Raw genomic sequence first — 15991 nt, 5'->3', positions numbered from 1 at the left:
TCTTATGCTTTTTCTACATTATGGCAAATTATTTGTTTTCTTTTGTTACAAAGCCCCGTCTTAACCTGCTTTTTATCCGAGAAAAAAACGGCGACTAATCCCCATTAGATGAACATTCCATGAAAGAACATTTAGGCTCCATTCTTCATCCTTCCACTTTAGAACCATTATTTGGAAAATATTTCGGTCCAGTGCAGATCGATAATTCCAAAGAATACAACGCCGGATTACTTTCCGAACTCAGATCCGTGGACTCGGTGCTCGTAGACATACTGGGAGAAAAAATATTTTTAGAACTCAGGATCTATGCGACCAAGTTCAAATCCGGCGCAAATCTTTTGCTTTGGAATAGGGAAACAGGAAATCTGCAGGAGATCTCTCTTTTAGAGAATGGAGCTTCTTCTTTTATTCACCAGGGAAGTTTTAAGAACGGCTATTGGAGTTTTACCAAATCGGACAAAAGATTCAATTTCAGATTGGATGATAATATTCGCCAAGGTTATACACATTCCGCCATCTGGGAAAAAAATCTGAACTTCCAATTGGATGCTCTTGCTTATACCGGAGAGAAGAATAATGGAAACTGGTTCACTCAAATTTCTCCTTCCGGCAAAGATTGGGTCTTTAAGAATCATTCTCCTGACTTAAGGGTAGAAGGACAACTTTCCTGGAACGATCTATCTGTTTCTCTCGAGAATGGGCTTTTGTCTTATTCAGTTGGAAAGGGATACGGACCTATAGCATTCCCATTGGAAAATAGAATCTATCTGCAAGTTTCTCCGAAGAAGAAGGTTCATATCTATTTGGAAGATGATATCCTAGTTTGGACCAACGGAGAAGTTTCAAATCTGGGAAATGCAGTTTGGTCCGGGAACGGAAAACGTAAGATCTTCCAAGATCAAAACTCCAAACTGGAGCTGGAGTTAGAACCTGAGATAGAGGCAAGCTTCTCCCGTCCCAAAAACTTGGGAACGGAAAAATTTATAAAAACATTATATACAGTTTCCGGATGGATCAAGACCAAATCCAAAAAGGAAAAGATCTCTGATGGGATCGCGATTTTAGAGAAGCCTCAAAAAGTTTAAGAAGCGATCAGAAGATCTAAAACGGTTTTGCCGTCCATTTCACCGGTGATCGGATTCATCGCTCTTTCAGGGTGAGGCATCATTCCGGCCACTTTAAAATCCGGAGAACAGATCCCAGCGATATCGTCCAAACTTCCGTTCGGATTGTCTCCTGCGTATAAGAACAGGATCCGTCCTTCTTCCTTCAATTGTTTGCGGACCTCTGCGGAGGCGAAGTAACATCCGTCTCCATGAGCTACTGGAACTCTTAAGATCTTATCATCCGCTAAACTGCCGCTGATCTTGTTTGAGTTAGACGCCTTTTTCAGGCCGATTGTCCTGCAGACATACTTTAGATTTCTGTTACGTATCAATGCGCCGGGAAGATAACCTGCTTCCGCTAAAATTTGGAATCCATTGCAGATGCCGAATAGTTTTCCACCGCGATCGGTATGTTCTTTTACCGATTTCATTACCGGAGAAAAAGGAGCCATTGCTCCGGATCTTAAATAATCTCCGTAGGAAAATCCTCCCGGAAGAATGACCAGATCGTATTTTTCTGAGAATTGGTCCTTATGCCAGACCTTGTCCACTTTCGCGGAATAGAATTCAGAAAGAACTCTTACGATATCGTTATCACAATTAGAACCTGGAAAAGTGACTACCGCAGCTTTCATTCCGTTACGATCTCCGAACGATAAGTTTCAATCACATGATTTACTAAAAGTTTTTCGCAGAGATTTGCCACCGTCTTCTTTGCAGTTTCCAGATCGGGAGAATCCAATTTGACTTCGATGTATTTTCCGACTCTTACGTCTTGCACCGATTTTTCGCCCAATTCTTGTAGAGTGGACTTCACAGTGTTCCCTTGAGGATCGAGAACTGATTCTTTTAGAGTTACATTGATTCTTGCGATAAACATTTTAATAGTCGATCCTGTATTTCCTTATATGCCGCTTGCAATTCGACAATCAGACTCTCCGGCAAGTCCGGAGGAGGAGGAACCTTGTTCCAACCGGACTTTTCCAGATAATTCCTTAAGATCTGTTTGTCCATGCTGGGCGGAGTGGTCCCGATAACATAAGATTCCTGCGCCCAATACCTTGAAGAATCCGGAGTCAAAATCTCATCGATCAAGATGACCTTATCTTCCCAAATCCCGAATTCGAATTTGGTATCGCAGAGCAAAATCCCAGCCCCAGCTACCAGTTCAGCGGCCCTGGTATAGAGGGAAATCGATTTTTCCCTTAAAATAGAGAAGAGTTCGGATCCGATCTCGTTTTTCATTCTCTCTTCGGAGATATTCTCGTCGTGACCCGTATCGTTTTTGATCGCAGGTGTAAAACTAGGCTCGGGCAGTTTTTGGGATTCTTTCAAACCTGCAGGAAGTTTTTTAAAAGCAAGCGTCCCGTCTTGTTTGTATTCTTTCCAACCGGAACCGGAAAGATAACCGCGGACCACACATTCAAAGTCGATCCGTTTGCACTTTTTTACAAGAACGGAACGATCCTTTAAGTCTGGATGATCTTTGAATGGAGAAGGGAACTTAGAAACGTCAGTTTCTATAATATGATTCGGAATATCCTTAAAGTAGGAAAACCATTCTGCAGAGATCTTATTTAAAACTTTTCCTTTGCCAGGAACGATCTGGCGGAACACGACATCGAACGCGGAGATTCGATCTGTAGAGGATAATATCAGGGAATTTCCTAAATCGTATACGTCTCTGACTTTGCCAATATAAGAAGGTTTGGGGAGTTCACTCATCCTTGGATAACCATGAGAGCGATATCATCGTCGTGGGTCATATTCCCCGAATGCGCCAATATCTTTTCCAGAGAAAAATTCAGTATATCTTCTTTGGATTCCACGGCTTCTTTCAGGATCTTCTTCAGACTTTCTTCGCCCAAAATATTATAGTTCTCATCCGTTATTTCAGTGGCCCCATCCGTGTAAAGTAATAGAGAAACACCTTTTTCCAAGACTACGGATCTGAACTCATCCTCCGTTCCGAGCTCTATCGGAATGATGAGAGGTCCCATGCCGGGCAATTCTTCTACGTTCCCGTTAAGGTACAATAGCGGAGGCGGATGACCTCCGTTTGCATATTCGAAATTGCCCTTATTATCTAAGATACCGTAAAAGAATGTGATGGAAAAATCTTCCGGCAGGATCTTTTCCAATTGTTGCCTAAGAGTTTTTACTTTATCTACAAGAGTATTACTTCTTCCTAAATTGGAGACCTGCATCTTTACCATTGCAGAAAGAAGTGCTGCAGAAGGGCCATGGCCGGAACAATCCGCGATAAACACATGCAGTTTATCTTCTTCTATCCATGCGTCTATGAAGTCGCCGCCGATCTGCATCAAAGGATGGAAGACTGAATTCACACTAAAGCCGTTCCACTCCAATTGTTTTTCAGGTACAAGTTCCTGTTGCACCCTTCTTGCCATGACCAATTCTTTTTCGTATTTTTTCTTTTGATGTAAAAGTTCGTCCTGAAGATTTTTGATCCGAATGAATGCTCTGATCTTTGCGACCAATTCTTTTGGTTGGAAAGGTTTATGAAGAAAGTCGTCTCCGCCGTGAGCGATCGCCTCGTCAAATCCCAACTCTCTATTATAAGCTGTGATAAAAAGGATCGGAAGAAGATTGAATCTATCTATCTCTCTCAATTCCTTACAGAATGAAAATCCATCCTGACCAGGCATACTCACATCCAAAAGAAGAATGTCCACTTGGTTGGTCGCAAGAAGTGTGCGTGCCTCTTCCGTGTTCATTGCAGTTAAAACTTGGAAACCCAGAGGTTTTAAAGTATGGACCAAAAGTTTGAGATTAATATCCGAATCGTCGACCGCAAGGATGGAATAGTCGGAATAATTCAATTGGCTCTCTTGCTTCTCTCTATCCACGATCCATCCCTATCATTACAAAATTCGTATTTTATTAAATTGAGTAAATTTTTCAATCAGACAATTCTTCACGAACAGCTTTGATCTTATCTAAACGATAAACTAACCTGTACAAGATCAAAAAAAGTAGGTGATAAGCCAAAATTCCTAACCAAAAAGAGATCCTCATATCCGGATCCATTCCCTTTTTTCCCAATACGGAAGAAGGGTGATTTCCTGGATTATCCATCCAACGAATGGCTCCCCAGGTTAAGATAGCATTTACACTGCAGAACAAACTTAAAAAAGCGGAGAAGATATATTTTTTAGTCTGGTCCAAAACCAAAAACCGCAATAGAAAATAAGCCACAAGGCTTAGTACCAATACGAAAAAAGAATTTAAGCGTGCGTCAGTCGTGTCCCAAGGAGTTCCCCAAGCCAAGTATGCCCATATCGGTCCGGAAAATAAAACACCGATCGCGAATAAAAGAGATATCTTATTTGCGGAAAGTGAAAGTGTATCCCAGGTCCGCTTTTTAGTCACAAGATATGCAATCGCACAAATAGAAGAAATTCCGGGACCGTACAAAGCCACCCATGCAACTGGAACATGGAAATAAAAAATCCTGTGGGAAATCCCCTGCTCTAAGATCACATTCGGGTAATATAAGCCCAGAAGCACTGCAAACGGAAAAATCGATAAAAACAAAAGAGAGAGTATCCAGTCCCAGGCGGGATGCAGGAGGCGAATATTCATACGCTTGGAAGTGTGTAGGTATCCGCAAATTGTATCAAGAAGAATCCTATTCGTCGGAAGTCATTTCTACCAGAAGTGCACCCATAGAACCGTAAAAAACTGCAAATGCCAAAATGAGAGAAAAAGAACCGACCAAGGCGGAAAAAGGTTGGGAGATAAATTTTCTCTCCGCTTCCATTCCATATAAGAATACAGGAATAGAAAGAGGCACGAGGAGTAACGGAAGAAGGATCTCTTTCAGGCGAGAAGATAAACTGATATGGGAAAGACAAACTCCCAAAAAGGAAAGGCATAATAGACCGGGAAAGAAGAATACGATCTGTCTTCCGAATTCGTTTAAGTCCGCGGGAAATGCGGAAAACATCAATGCAAAAAGTCCCATCAGATAAATGGCGGCCGCGGACAATGCGATAAACACTAAAATCGATTTAGAAAAATATAAAACCCAAGGAGAAATAAATAGTCTACTCGCAGTTCCCCCGCCTGCTTCTCTTTCTTCCCAGGTGAATTGACCGACTAATACGAACGAGGCGACAAATAGAATGGCCCATTTCAATCCGATAAGCGCGACTAGATCTATTTTGCCGTTCCTTTCCAGAGCATAATGGAATAAGAACACCATCGCGGAAACTAAAACAAGTAATGACAAGATCCCATTACTTGCCTTTCCTAAAAGGCGGAACTCTTTTCGGATAAGAGCAAAAATTGCTTTCACTTGGAATTTTCTCCCAATTCCAAAAGTCGGGACTTTGCTTTTAAAGTAAAATTAGGATCGTGGGTCACCATGATGATGGAAGAAGAATCCAAAACATTCTCCAAAACGGATCTCGCCTTGGATTCTCCCTCGCTATCCAAAGCAGTCAATGGTTCGTCCAAAAGATAAAGATCCACGTTAGGCAAAAGAGCACGGACTAATGCGGCCTTCTGTTTCATTCCCCTGGAAAAAGAAGAAACAGGATCCTTTCTTCTGTGCCAAAGACGAAAATCCTTTAACCAGGAAATGATCTGGTCTTCCGGACGGCAATCTCCTGCAATCCCTCTGAAATATTCCAGATTTTCTTCCAGGCTTAAAGTTGTATATAAACCCAGATCATGCCCCAGATAGGAAAGTTTAGGTGATTTGGAAGAAGGGAATTTGAACTGGTCCTTGAATTTATCGTGTTGCAGAATGGATTTGAGCAATGTAGTCTTTCCGGAACCGTTCATTCCTCTTACAAATAAAACCTCGTTCGGAAAAACGGAGAAGGAAACGTTCTTTAAAACCGATTTCCGTCCGATACTGTACGATAGGTTAGAACATTCCAATACTGGGATCGATGTTTGCAATGAGACCAATGAGGACAATTTCCCTTTTAAAAGAGTATTTACAAGGCTTAAATTTTGCCAAGCCTCTCTGCATATTCTTATTCTTGATCTTTCCTAATATAGCCTATGCACAATTCAAAATAGGAGACTCCGAGTATGCAGGTTTACTCTGGGGAGAGAATGAATTTTTAGATCCCGAGTTCTACCAAGACGGAAGCCTGGCCCGCTCTGAGCAGGATTTCATAGTAGCTGCTGGCAGACATTGGAAAGGAGCCCCTCCCCCTTCCAAAGCAAGTTTCGAATACGGAGGAAAACAGATCGTTAATTCCGGGATTTTCAATAATGAGGCTGTAGGCTTATTACAGTCTGCGGATCCTAAAAAAAGAGAGAAGGCAATCTCCATGTTAGAAGCTGGGATGAGATTCGACCCTTCCTTCTTCGCTTTTAGATATAATTTAGGAAGAGCTTATCATATAGAAAAAAAATACCAGAAAGCGATCTTTCAATACGAGTATGCGATCGCAGAAGTTCCCAAATATTACAGAACGTATATGCACTTGGGAGTTCTTTACGAACTACTGAACGAACAGATACAAGCGGTCATATATTATAAAAAAGCGGTCGAGCTGAACCAGTTCCAAACAGAGGCATTGGTACTTCTCGCAGAACACTATATCAGAACTGACCTGAAAAACAGGGCCCAGATTTATATTAAAAAAGCGTTAACCATAGACCAGAATAGCCCGGATGCAAAGCTGGGGCTCGCGCGTTTAGAGATCATGGGCGGAAGAGATTACTACGCCTATAAAATTTTCAGGAATACGGATCTATACGACGACCAAGGGAAGAAGAGGCCTTATAATAAAAAATTCCATTTCTATTTTGCAGAGACTGCGAGTAAGATCGGCGATTATGTCACTGCTGCAAAAGAATATGAGGAGTTATTAAAATTCCCCAATGACCCTTTCTTTACCGAATTCTCCCTTAAAATTATAGAAAGAAGAAGGGACCTGGCAAAAAGATTCGCAGAGATCAAGGCCGCTGACGAGGACGCAGAGAAGGAAGGGCAATAGCTTAAACCCGAAAAAGACTTGGCAAACCAAAAGAATTCGTCCAATCTTACGGACGGAGGATCCAATGAAAAACCAAACCAGGCTTTTCGCTTTGGCGACCCTCTTCTTCTTCGTTCCGTTATTGGCCCAACAAAAACAAAAGGTCAACGAAGCGGACGTATTTCAGGACGAAACCAGCGAGTACACCAAGTCCCTTAAAAAAATCATCGTAGGTCTGGAAACAACGATCAGCGAAAGATTAAAAGACTTGGAGCGCAAACACGATATCCTCGTGGTCCTGATGCCGAAGTATGAGAAACGCCAAACCATTGTCACGGAAGACATTCCTTTCCAAGTTGAAGACGGTTACGAGAGCAATTTGCTCAAGTACATTACGTTCCAATTCAACGGCGGAAAGGTATCCGATATCACTCTAGCATCCGAAAGTAAAAGGATCTACTACGAAGTGATGTTCGAGAATAAAAAGATCGTCTTCAAACCGGCAGATTTAAAATCGAGCGAGGTCACACACGAAGTTTTCGAAGCAACCGAAGTGACCAGACTTAACGAGATGTCTCTCGAAAACCAGATCAAAGCTCTCAGATTGTTAGAAGCAAGTCTTCGTTCTTCCATTTATAGGATAGACATTCTATTAGCTTTGTATAAGGACAAAAAAGACCGCAAAAACTTGTATCATATCGAGTTCTAAGATCTCTTTTGAATCAATTTTTGCAAAGAACCCCGGGGTTGAAAAACCTTGGGGTTTTTTATTGGAAGAAGGTTTCCTTCTCGCGAAATCAATTCAAGGCAGAAGCGGATATAGAATTTAAAGATTCAATTTCCACGATGCGAGAACAGAACTTATTCGCTGACTTGATATTATGTGTCACCCAAAGAATAGTAACTCCCTCTTTCTGATTCAGATCTAAAAGAGACTGCAAGACCTGATGATTTAAGATTGGATCTAGTGCTGAAGTCGCTTCGTCCAAACATAAAATTTTAGGACGACAAAGTAGCGCGCGAAGAAGAGAGAACCTTTGTAATTCTCCTCCCGAAAAAAAAGAAGGAAGACGATTTCTATCCTTACCTTCCAAGCCCAAGATCGGAAGCCATTTTTCTAATAAAGACTCGTATAAGTTTTCTTCTTTGAATAATTGCAGAGGTTCTCTTAAACTTCTTTCTACAGTCCAAAGCGGATTAAAAACCAAAACAGGATCTTGGAAAACCGGTTGGATCCATCTGGCTGGGATTTCTTTTTTGGATTTTCCGAAAATCCGGATACTACCCGTTTTTTTCCAAGAAGAAGGAAGCGGAAGGTCTAATATAAGTCGTAAGAGTGTGGACTTACCTGAACCGGAACGGCCTAAAATCCCGAGAAATTCTCCTGCTTCAACTTGCAGGTTCACCCCGGACAAGTAGGTCCTTTCGGAAGAAGATAGGGAAACTCCTTCCAAAACGATGATCGGTTCTTTTTTCTCGGACACGGATACCGGTTTAGTGCTTGCTTAGAATTCTGACAACCAATCCCTTAAAGACATGAGTTTGAAAATTACGGAAGTAGGACCAAGAGATGGACTCCAAAATGAAAAGTCGGAGGTCCCCACAAAGGATAAATTACTTTATATCCAAAAGCTGGTCGCGGCCGGCCTAAAACATATAGAAGCCACTTCTTTCGTAAAAAAAGAAAACATTCCTCAATTAGGAGACGCAAAAGAACTCTCCGCTTCCCTGGATCTTAAAGGAAATGTTCATTTTAGCGCACTCACTCCGAATTTAAAAGGATACCAAGCTGCGATCTCTTCCGGATTTAAAGAGGTAGCTGTGTTCACTGCCGCTTCAGAATCGTTTACTAAAAAAAATATCAATCGCACCATCCAAGAGTCCATAGATGGATTTAAGGAAATTTTCGCGGAAGCAAAGAAGGATGGATTATTGGTAAGAGGTTATGTTTCCACAGTGATCGATTGTCCTTACGAAGGAAAAATTGATCCGAAAAAGGTTTTAGAAGTTTCTAAAATACTTTTGGACCAAGGAGCTTACGAGATCTCTTTGGGAGAAACCATTGGCACTGCTGTTCCTGCAGAAGTGGAAAAATTGCTTAACATTCTTCTGAAAGAAATCCCTGTAGATAAATTGGCAGGACATTTTCATGATACATATGGAATGGCGATCTCGAACGTCCAAAAATCTTACGAGTTAGGAATTCGATCTTTCGATTCTTCTTCCGGTGGTTTAGGTGGTTGTCCTTACGCAAAAGGAGCTTCGGGAAACTTGGCCACAGAGGATTTGGTTTACTTCTTCCATAAATCAGGGATACAAACTGGAATAGATCTTTCTAAATTATTGGAAGCGTCTGCGTTTATGGAAGGGATCCTGCAAAGAAAACTGGCTTCTCGTTCCTATATCGCATTAAAAGCGAAAGCGGCTTCTTAAAAAGAAGTCGATCGGAGCAAAGTATGCCTCCTTCTACTGTGCTCAAAAAGAAAAACCTGAAAAAAAGTTTCGATCTTCTGTACAGGAACTATACTAAACCAGAATTCTTAGATTCTGATCCATTATTTTTATGTTATCTTTACGATTCTCCGGAAGATAGGGAATTTGTAGGACTTCTTTCTGCGTTATTCGCCTATGGCAACGTTACTGCGATCCGTGGATTTCTCTCCCGACTTTTGGAACCGATGGGCAAACGTCCCAAACAATATTTACTCTCTCATGGGACCAAGATCTGGAAAAACAAATTAGGGCCTTATCGTTTTCAGAAAGAAAAGGACATTCTTCTATTCTTGCAAGCGATCCGATTGGCTTATTTGGAAATTGAAAAATCAGGAGAGAAGTTTTTAGAATCTTGGTTTAAGCCGATCCGTCCCAAAGATGTGGGTTTAGAAAGAAGGATTGCCGGTTTTCAATCCAGGCTTTCCGAAATTTTGACTTCCTTGGATCCGGGTTGGAAGTCCTACGGCCTAGGTTTTTTGATCGGACTCGGAAATCCTAAATCGGCACATAAACGTTATTGTATGTTCTTAAGATGGATGGTCCGTAAAGAAGCGCCGGATCTGGGTTTGTATAAGAACATTCAAACATCAGAGTTATTATTTCCGTTAGATACTCATATCAATCGTCTTTCTAATATTTTAGGGATTACGGAAAGAAGGACTTCCGATCTCAAAAAATCCAGAGAGGTCACTGACTATTTCCAAAAGTTTTATCCGGAAGACCCTTTGAGAATGGACTTTGCCCTATGTAGACTTGGGATCTTGCGTAAATGCAAAAGTGTTTATATCGCCGAGCTATGTGAGTCTTGCGATCTGAAAGAGGTTTGTAAAATTTATGGAAAGAGTAGGAAGACAGTTGGTACCGCCACGGAGAATTGAACTCCGGTTACCAGGATGAAAACCTGGTGTCCTAACCACTAGACGATGGCGGCTCTTAATTTAGCTCAGCTTGAGTCGTTTGGGATTCGAACCCAAGACCCTCTCATTAAAAGTGAGATGCTCTACCGACTGAGCTAACGACTCGAACGTAAGAACACGATATTTTTCGACCCTCTCTGGTCAAACGAATTTCATAGAGTTTTTTACTAGTTTGGAGAGGTTTCTAAACGTAAAAAATCTGAGAAAAACTTTGTCCAATCTTAGAATCCGGAAGCTATCGTATCCTTTCTGTCCGGTCCGGTAGAGATCAAATCGATACGAACTCCTATCAATTTTTCCAAAGTGCGGATATAATCCTTACATGCAGAAGGAAGTTTATCGAATTCTCCGATGCCGGTGATATCTGTTTTCCAACCAGGGAATTCTTCGTAGATTACCTTTACTTGGTCCAGGCCCTGAGAAGGGAAACAATCCAGTTTTTTGCCGTTCCTTTCGTAAGCTACTGCCACAGGAATTTTATCGTAAGCAGAAAGAACATCTATCTTAGTAAGTGCAATAGATGTAAGTCCGTTGATACGAACTGCATGTCTCAACACTTCTGTATCGAACCAACCGCAACGTCTAGGTCTTCCTGTGGTTGCGCCATACTCCGCACCTAGAGTTCTAAGCTTTTCTCCTTCTTCCCCAAGAAGTTCCGTAGGGAAAGGACCTTCTCCCACTCTTGTGGTATACGCTTTTGTGATTCCGATTACACTCTTTAAATGATGGAATGCGATCCCCGATCCGATGAATGCTCCCCCAGTAGTAGGATTGGAACTAGTTACATACGGATAAGTACCAAAATCCACATCGAGTCCGGTCCCTTGAGCACCTTCCAAGAGGATTTTTTTGCCGGCCTTTAATTGTGATTCCAGATAATAAGGAGTGTTGATGATATTTTTTTGGATCTTTGAATAAAATCTTTTTACATTATCTAAAATGTCTTTGGTAGAGATCTCTTCTACGTCGTAGAGTTTTACGAGCTCTTTGTTTTTTTCATCCACCAGCTGTTGGAGCCTTGTTTCGAAATCGTTTTCGAGAAGGTCCCCTACTCTAAGACCTATCCTCATCATCTTGTCTGCGTAACAGATACCGATCCCTTTTTTGGTGGTTCCGATCTTACGATCCGGAGCACAATTACTCTCTCTTGCGGAATCGATCAGACCATGGAATGGAAAAAGAAGATGGCAAGCATCGCTGATCAGAAGTTTTTCATACACTGGAAACCCTTCTGCTTGAAGCTTATCACACTCTTCAATAAAGAATGTAGGATCTAAAACCACACCGTTACCGATCACACAAACGGTTTGGTCGTAAATGACTCCGGAAGGGACCAAATGAAACACGTATTTTTTACCGTGAACCACCACCGTATGTCCGGCGTTAGCTCCGCCTTGGTAACGTACTATAATATCCGTATCTTTGGAAAGGTAATCGATTACTTTTGCTTTCCCTTCGTCACCCCATTGGGTTCCGACCACTAATGTTGCGGGCATTGGATTATTCCTTAATTCCTGTTTCTTTTCTATATAATTTCAATTTTTGCACGTTCTTCTTTTTCAAACCGGTTTCACGTCATTCAATTCCCAAGTGGGTTCCAATACTGTTTCTAATGCGTCTACATTGATCGCAAATCCGCAGGCATCTTTTTGGGTTCCGGAGAATAATTCGTATAGATGGTCGTAAGACCCTCCGGTTAGAACCGGTTCTGAACTTCCAGACACGTACCCTTGGAAAACGAATCCGGTATAATATTCCAAATCCGGAATAAGAGTATAGTCCGAACAAAATTCCAAACCAGGAGTTTTACCTAAAGAGCCTATAATTTCTCCGGTTTCGGAGATGATCTTTTGGAAAGAATTAGAAAGTCCTAAAGAAGCAAACTTTTTGCCCAGATCTTCCTTATGAGAGACAAATCCCAAACATAAAGACTCTAATACCGGGAAAATCCTAGAAGCGTTTCGACTTTCCAGAAAACGACGGATCTCCGGAAGATTCTTCCTATATAATAAAAACGACAATTGCCTTTTTTCGGATCTGGAAAGTTCCAAGGACTCCAGAACAGAATGAAAGACCCCTACATTCCCGAGCACTATTGTTAGTGGCGAACGCAGTTTAATTCCGGAGAATAATCCGGAAATCTCTTTCAAAATTCCTAAAATAGCTGGGGCGCCTGAACCGCCTATATGTTCTGCGCCTACTTGTAGGATCTCCTTCCGAGATCCGCTCTTTCTACCGTAGTCTCTGAAAATTTTTCCCTGATAAAAGATACGTTGGTTTTCTTTGCGGTGCGCAAAACCAGCCATACCTTTTACTGCTTGGACCGTCAAATCCGCGCTAGGAGAGATCTCATTTCCGTCGGAATCCCTGAATCTGTACAATGCAGAAGAATCTTCCGCCGACATGGTGAGCAAAAAAGAAGAAGAATAATCGAAAGAAGGTAAAAATACCTCAGAGTATTTGAATCCTTTGAGCTTGGAACTGAGGGAATCGAGAAGATCCCTTCTTTCCGAACTCTCGTTCGGTCCGAAAAAATGAAACCCGTCCGGGATCCATTTTTTCTCACTAAACTCTGGAGGATTATGTGTCATCTGTCTTTACGAAAAGCCCCAAAGAACAGTTCCTTTTGGCTAGGGTAGAATTCAAATCGTTTTTCCCAAAAAATAGAATGACAATAAGCCTTCCAAGGATAGAAAGTATTCTCCGGAAATCGCGTATCGAACCTTAAAGTTCGAGCTCTAAGCACCGAAACCAGATTAACCGCAAGACCACAGACAGAGACGTACCATGGCAGAAAAAGAACAATCCGTCGGAAGATGGCAGAAGGAATTCTTCGAAAACATTCACCTATTCAAAAGATCAGGAATGAGCGAAGAAGAAGCAAAAAAGATACTTCAGAAATTTCTTTATCTTTGTTCCGTAACTCCAATGCCTCCGGTCATGGATGTTTTTAAAGATCCATCCTCCCTGGAAAGGATCGGTGTGTACACCCCTCCTGAAAAGAAGGCCAGGGAATTCATGATCGAGTTCCTTTCTCCTATCATGAAATTTTTTACGGTAGAAGGTATCGAAAACTTAAGCGCTGTAAAACCTTTGATCGGAAAATACCCGGTTACATTGATTTCCAATCACCTAAGCCATTTGGATGCTCCTGCAATCTTCCAACTTTTATATCATGCGTCTCCTGAAGGTAGAGAAGTAGCCGAACAATTGGTGTTTATCGCCGGACGTTTAGCTTACGAACCCGATTTTACCAGACTCGGACTGTATATGTTCGGAACTCTTTTGGTCTGCTCCAAGAGAGACATGGCAGATAACCCAAGTCTTTCCGATGTAATGACCAAAATTAATATGAGGGCATTCCGACATTCTCAAAAACTGCAACAAGAGGGGAAGATCGCTGCCATCTTCCCGGAAGGAACCAGATCCAGGGACGGAAGACTGATGCCCTTTGTGGACACTGTCTATCACTATGTTGCAAATAAGGTCATCCTTCCAATTTCCTTGGAGAAGACGGATAAGATCCTTCCTACCACAAGTTTACTTTTCAATCAAGTAGCAGGAAAGCTAACCATCGGCAAACCAGTGTTAGTTGGAGAATTATCCAAAAAGGAAATGGCCCATTTCCCTAAAGATATCGAACATCTTCCATTCCCGGAACATGGGGACAAAAAACAATTCCTGATCGATAATCTGGCTCTGCTTGTAGGACAGAACCTGAACAAGCACCAGCACGGTATTTACAGGAACTTGTACAGTGCGGACGCTAGAGACCAAAACAAACTGATCAAGGTGCCTAAAGAACCGAAAGAAAAAGTGGTCGTGATTGGGAACAGCAGTATGGGAATTGCAATCGCTACCGTACTGGCAAACAAAGATATTAACGTTCTAGTCTATCATCCGGACCAAGAATATACTTCTCAGTCCAATACGGAAAGAAGAGATCTCAGAACTTATTCTCTCTACAAACTTCCTCCGAATCTTACATTCACTTCCGATCCGGAAGAATTAAAAACTGCGACCTTGTTTATCCAAGGAACGAATCCTTGGGAATTGCATACGATCTATCCGGATCTGCAACCTCATCTTTCCAAGAACAAGGCTCCATTCTTCAATATTATCAAAGGATTTACAAGCGCAGGTTTGATCCTGGACGATCTGCAACATGGATTGGGATTAGAAGACGATAGGATTGGAGTGATTTCCGGTGCTTCTTATCCGGACCAGATCATGGAGAGAAAGATTTCCGGATTCGAGATCGCGGCCGTGAACGAAAGCCTCATTCCTCGTATTCAAAAATTATTAACTACAGGTTATATTTTCCCAAGACCTGCGATCATTCCTACGGACGTAAAGGGAGTTCAGTTAGGCGGAGCTCTCAAAACAATTTACGCTCTTGTAATGGGAATTGTAGAAGGTTATTTCCAACAGACCCTAGGCGGGAATGTGGACAATTCTCTCTTCCATCTTTCCAATCGTTTCTTCAACGAAATGGTAAAAGTAGGAGTTAGCATGGGAGGAAAACCGGAAACATTCCAAGGCCTCTCCGGATTGACCGACTTTATGTTATCTTGTTTTGGAACGGATGCAAAAGATAGAAAGACAGGATACGATATAGCAAACGGTCATCCTTCCGAGAAGATGTCTAACGGATTCTACGGGCTGAAGGTAATGCCAAACCTAATGAAAATAGATCCGAACGAAGTTCCGATCATGTATGCAGCTTACGAAGTGGTCATCAATAAGAAAGACGTTCGTAAAGTTGCAGAAGGAATGGAAGAAAGGCTGTCGAGAGTTTAAAACTCTCGCCAGTCCCCAGAATTTTATCGTCCGTTTACGAAAATCTGCAGCAGTCCTTCGGAAAGCGATTCTATCTCGGCGGCTCTTTCTTTTAGAAGTCGGAAGGTTTTTTGTAATGCGATTTCCATTTCTTCTTTAGGAACTCCGAATGTAGTCAGGCCTAATTGAATGACCGTTGCCATCATTCTGAGTCTGTCTATTTTTCCTGAATGCACCATTTCTTCCAAAAGACTTTGGAATACTCCTCTGAATGCCAAGGTGCGGATCAGGTATTCTTGTTCATCGAACTCAGGATTATATTTTTCGAATAAAGCTTTGCTTCGATGGGACCCGCGGTTCCCGATCATATCGGTCACACCTTGGGTTTTATATGCCGCCAAGTATGTTTCCGCTATGGTAAGTTTTTTCTGGCATAGATAGAACTGTAATCCTACTTCCATGGCAAAAACCAAAGGAGGATCCATTTCACCTACCAGACGTTCTGCGGTTTCGCCTGCCTCGTTGAATACTTCTCCCGCTATCGCGAGAAGTATCTCTTCCTTGTTCTTGAAAAAATGATATAGACTTCCGGTAGTGATCTCTGCTTCCTCGATGATCCTACGTATGGTCGCCTTCTCATATCCTTCGCTTACGAAAAGTTTTCGGGATACTTCTAAAATTTTCGCCCGAACTCGATTAGACTGTTCTATTCTCTTCATCTGTTGACACCCTG

Annotated in this window: 17 protein-coding genes and 2 tRNA genes; 6 read left to right on the top strand and 13 right to left on the bottom strand. The window is 41.9% G+C overall.

Annotated elements, in window-relative coordinates; genetic code table 11:
* Positions 1–119 precede the first annotated feature (119 nt).
* The gene (locus tag LPTSP_RS16855) at positions 120–1085 is read left to right on the top strand and encodes a DUF2804 domain-containing protein (protein WP_108929797.1); all 966 of its coding nucleotides are present in this window, start codon (positions 120–122) and stop codon (positions 1083–1085) included.
* Here the strand turns inward: LPTSP_RS16855 and purQ are convergent.
* Genes purQ through LPTSP_RS16820 form a run of 7 tightly spaced genes read right to left on the bottom strand, consistent with a single transcriptional unit; the run spans position 1082 to position 6047 of the window.
* Entirely contained in the window at positions 1082–1741 is a 660-nt protein-coding gene (gene purQ / locus LPTSP_RS16850) for a phosphoribosylformylglycinamidine synthase subunit PurQ (protein ID WP_108929796.1), read from the bottom strand. The genes LPTSP_RS16855 and purQ overlap by 4 nt on opposite strands.
* Positions 1738–1986: a phosphoribosylformylglycinamidine synthase subunit PurS gene (gene purS, locus LPTSP_RS16845; protein WP_008593368.1), complete on the bottom strand. Its 249-nt coding sequence runs from the start codon at positions 1984–1986 to the stop codon at positions 1738–1740. The genes purQ and purS overlap by 4 nt, the downstream gene beginning before the upstream one ends.
* Positions 1962–2831, bottom strand: a complete 870-nt coding sequence (locus LPTSP_RS16840; protein WP_108929795.1) for a phosphoribosylaminoimidazolesuccinocarboxamide synthase — start codon at positions 2829–2831, stop codon at positions 1962–1964. The genes purS and LPTSP_RS16840 overlap by 25 nt, the downstream gene beginning before the upstream one ends.
* Positions 2828–3976, bottom strand: coding sequence for a PP2C family protein-serine/threonine phosphatase (locus LPTSP_RS16835; protein ID WP_108929794.1), 1149 nt, complete (start codon positions 3974–3976; stop codon positions 2828–2830). The genes LPTSP_RS16840 and LPTSP_RS16835 overlap by 4 nt, the downstream gene beginning before the upstream one ends.
* 52 nt (positions 3977–4028) lie before the next feature.
* Positions 4029–4712 carry a cytochrome c biogenesis protein CcsA gene (gene ccsA / locus LPTSP_RS16830; protein WP_108929793.1) on the bottom strand — a complete coding sequence of 228 codons (684 nt, stop codon included), beginning with the start codon at positions 4710–4712 and terminating at the stop codon, positions 4029–4031.
* Positions 4713–4758: 46 nt separating this feature from the next.
* A complete protein-coding gene (locus LPTSP_RS16825) occupies positions 4759–5427 on the bottom strand; it encodes a heme exporter protein CcmB (protein WP_108929792.1) in 669 nt (222 codons plus the stop codon).
* Entirely contained in the window at positions 5424–6047 is a 624-nt protein-coding gene (locus tag LPTSP_RS16820; protein ID WP_108929791.1) for an ABC transporter ATP-binding protein, read from the bottom strand. The genes LPTSP_RS16825 and LPTSP_RS16820 overlap by 4 nt, the downstream gene beginning before the upstream one ends.
* Between LPTSP_RS16820 and LPTSP_RS16815 the strand changes: the two genes are divergently transcribed.
* Both LPTSP_RS16815 and LPTSP_RS16810 read left to right on the top strand, forming a co-directional pair.
* Entirely contained in the window at positions 6047–7090 is a 1044-nt protein-coding gene (locus tag LPTSP_RS16815; RefSeq protein WP_108929790.1) for a tetratricopeptide repeat protein, read from the top strand. The two genes, LPTSP_RS16820 and LPTSP_RS16815, sit on opposite strands and share 1 nt — an antisense overlap.
* A 64-nt stretch (positions 7091–7154) precedes the next feature.
* Entirely contained in the window at positions 7155–7778 is a 624-nt protein-coding gene (locus tag LPTSP_RS16810) for a hypothetical protein (protein ID WP_020768682.1), read from the top strand.
* Positions 7779–7866: 88 nt separating this feature from the next.
* On the opposite strand, the gene LPTSP_RS16805 is transcribed toward LPTSP_RS16810, so the two are convergent.
* Positions 7867–8553, bottom strand: a complete 687-nt coding sequence (locus LPTSP_RS16805; protein ID WP_108929789.1) for an ABC transporter ATP-binding protein — start codon at positions 8551–8553, stop codon at positions 7867–7869.
* Positions 8554–8605: 52 nt separating this feature from the next.
* Here LPTSP_RS16805 and LPTSP_RS16800 point away from each other — a divergent pair, with 52 nt between their 5' ends.
* Together LPTSP_RS16800 and LPTSP_RS16795 are read left to right on the top strand one after the other, a co-directional pair.
* Positions 8606–9502 carry a hydroxymethylglutaryl-CoA lyase gene (locus LPTSP_RS16800; protein WP_167396452.1) on the top strand — a complete coding sequence of 299 codons (897 nt, stop codon included), beginning with the start codon at positions 8606–8608 and terminating at the stop codon, positions 9500–9502.
* A 23-nt stretch (positions 9503–9525) separates the two neighbouring features.
* Positions 9526–10440: a TIGR02757 family protein gene (locus LPTSP_RS16795; protein WP_108929788.1), complete on the top strand. Its 915-nt coding sequence runs from the start codon at positions 9526–9528 to the stop codon at positions 10438–10440.
* Here the strand turns inward: LPTSP_RS16795 and LPTSP_RS16790 are convergent.
* From LPTSP_RS16790 to LPTSP_RS16775, 4 genes are all read right to left on the bottom strand, one after another.
* Positions 10419–10493, bottom strand: a tRNA-Glu gene (locus LPTSP_RS16790). The two genes, LPTSP_RS16795 and LPTSP_RS16790, sit on opposite strands and share 22 nt — an antisense overlap.
* Before the next feature lie 18 nt (positions 10494–10511).
* Positions 10512–10584: transfer RNA gene (locus LPTSP_RS16785), tRNA-Lys, on the bottom strand.
* 116 nt (positions 10585–10700) lie between these two features.
* On the bottom strand, positions 10701–11975 hold the full coding sequence (locus LPTSP_RS16780; RefSeq protein WP_108929787.1) for an adenylosuccinate synthase: 1275 nt from the start codon (positions 11973–11975) through the stop codon (positions 10701–10703).
* Positions 11976–12038: 63 nt separating this feature from the next.
* Entirely contained in the window at positions 12039–13070 is a 1032-nt protein-coding gene (locus tag LPTSP_RS16775; RefSeq protein ID WP_167396451.1) for an ATP phosphoribosyltransferase regulatory subunit, read from the bottom strand.
* 196 nt (positions 13071–13266) lie between these two features.
* Between LPTSP_RS16775 and LPTSP_RS16770 the strand changes: the two genes are divergently transcribed.
* The gene (locus tag LPTSP_RS16770; RefSeq protein WP_108929786.1) at positions 13267–15279 is read left to right on the top strand and encodes a 1-acyl-sn-glycerol-3-phosphate acyltransferase; all 2013 of its coding nucleotides are present in this window, start codon (positions 13267–13269) and stop codon (positions 15277–15279) included.
* Between the two features lie 23 nt (positions 15280–15302).
* Here the strand turns inward: LPTSP_RS16770 and LPTSP_RS16765 are convergent, their stop codons facing one another.
* The gene (locus LPTSP_RS16765) at positions 15303–15977 is read right to left on the bottom strand and encodes a TetR/AcrR family transcriptional regulator (RefSeq protein WP_108929785.1); all 675 of its coding nucleotides are present in this window, start codon (positions 15975–15977) and stop codon (positions 15303–15305) included.
* Positions 15978–15991: the final 14 nt, after the last annotated feature.

It is taken from the genome of Leptospira johnsonii (assembly GCF_003112675.1).
In the GTDB taxonomy this organism is placed as follows: domain Bacteria; phylum Spirochaetota; class Leptospiria; order Leptospirales; family Leptospiraceae; genus Leptospira_B; species Leptospira_B johnsonii.
The sequence above is the reverse complement of the archived record's forward strand: the minus strand, read 5'-3'. Positions and strand labels throughout refer to the sequence as shown.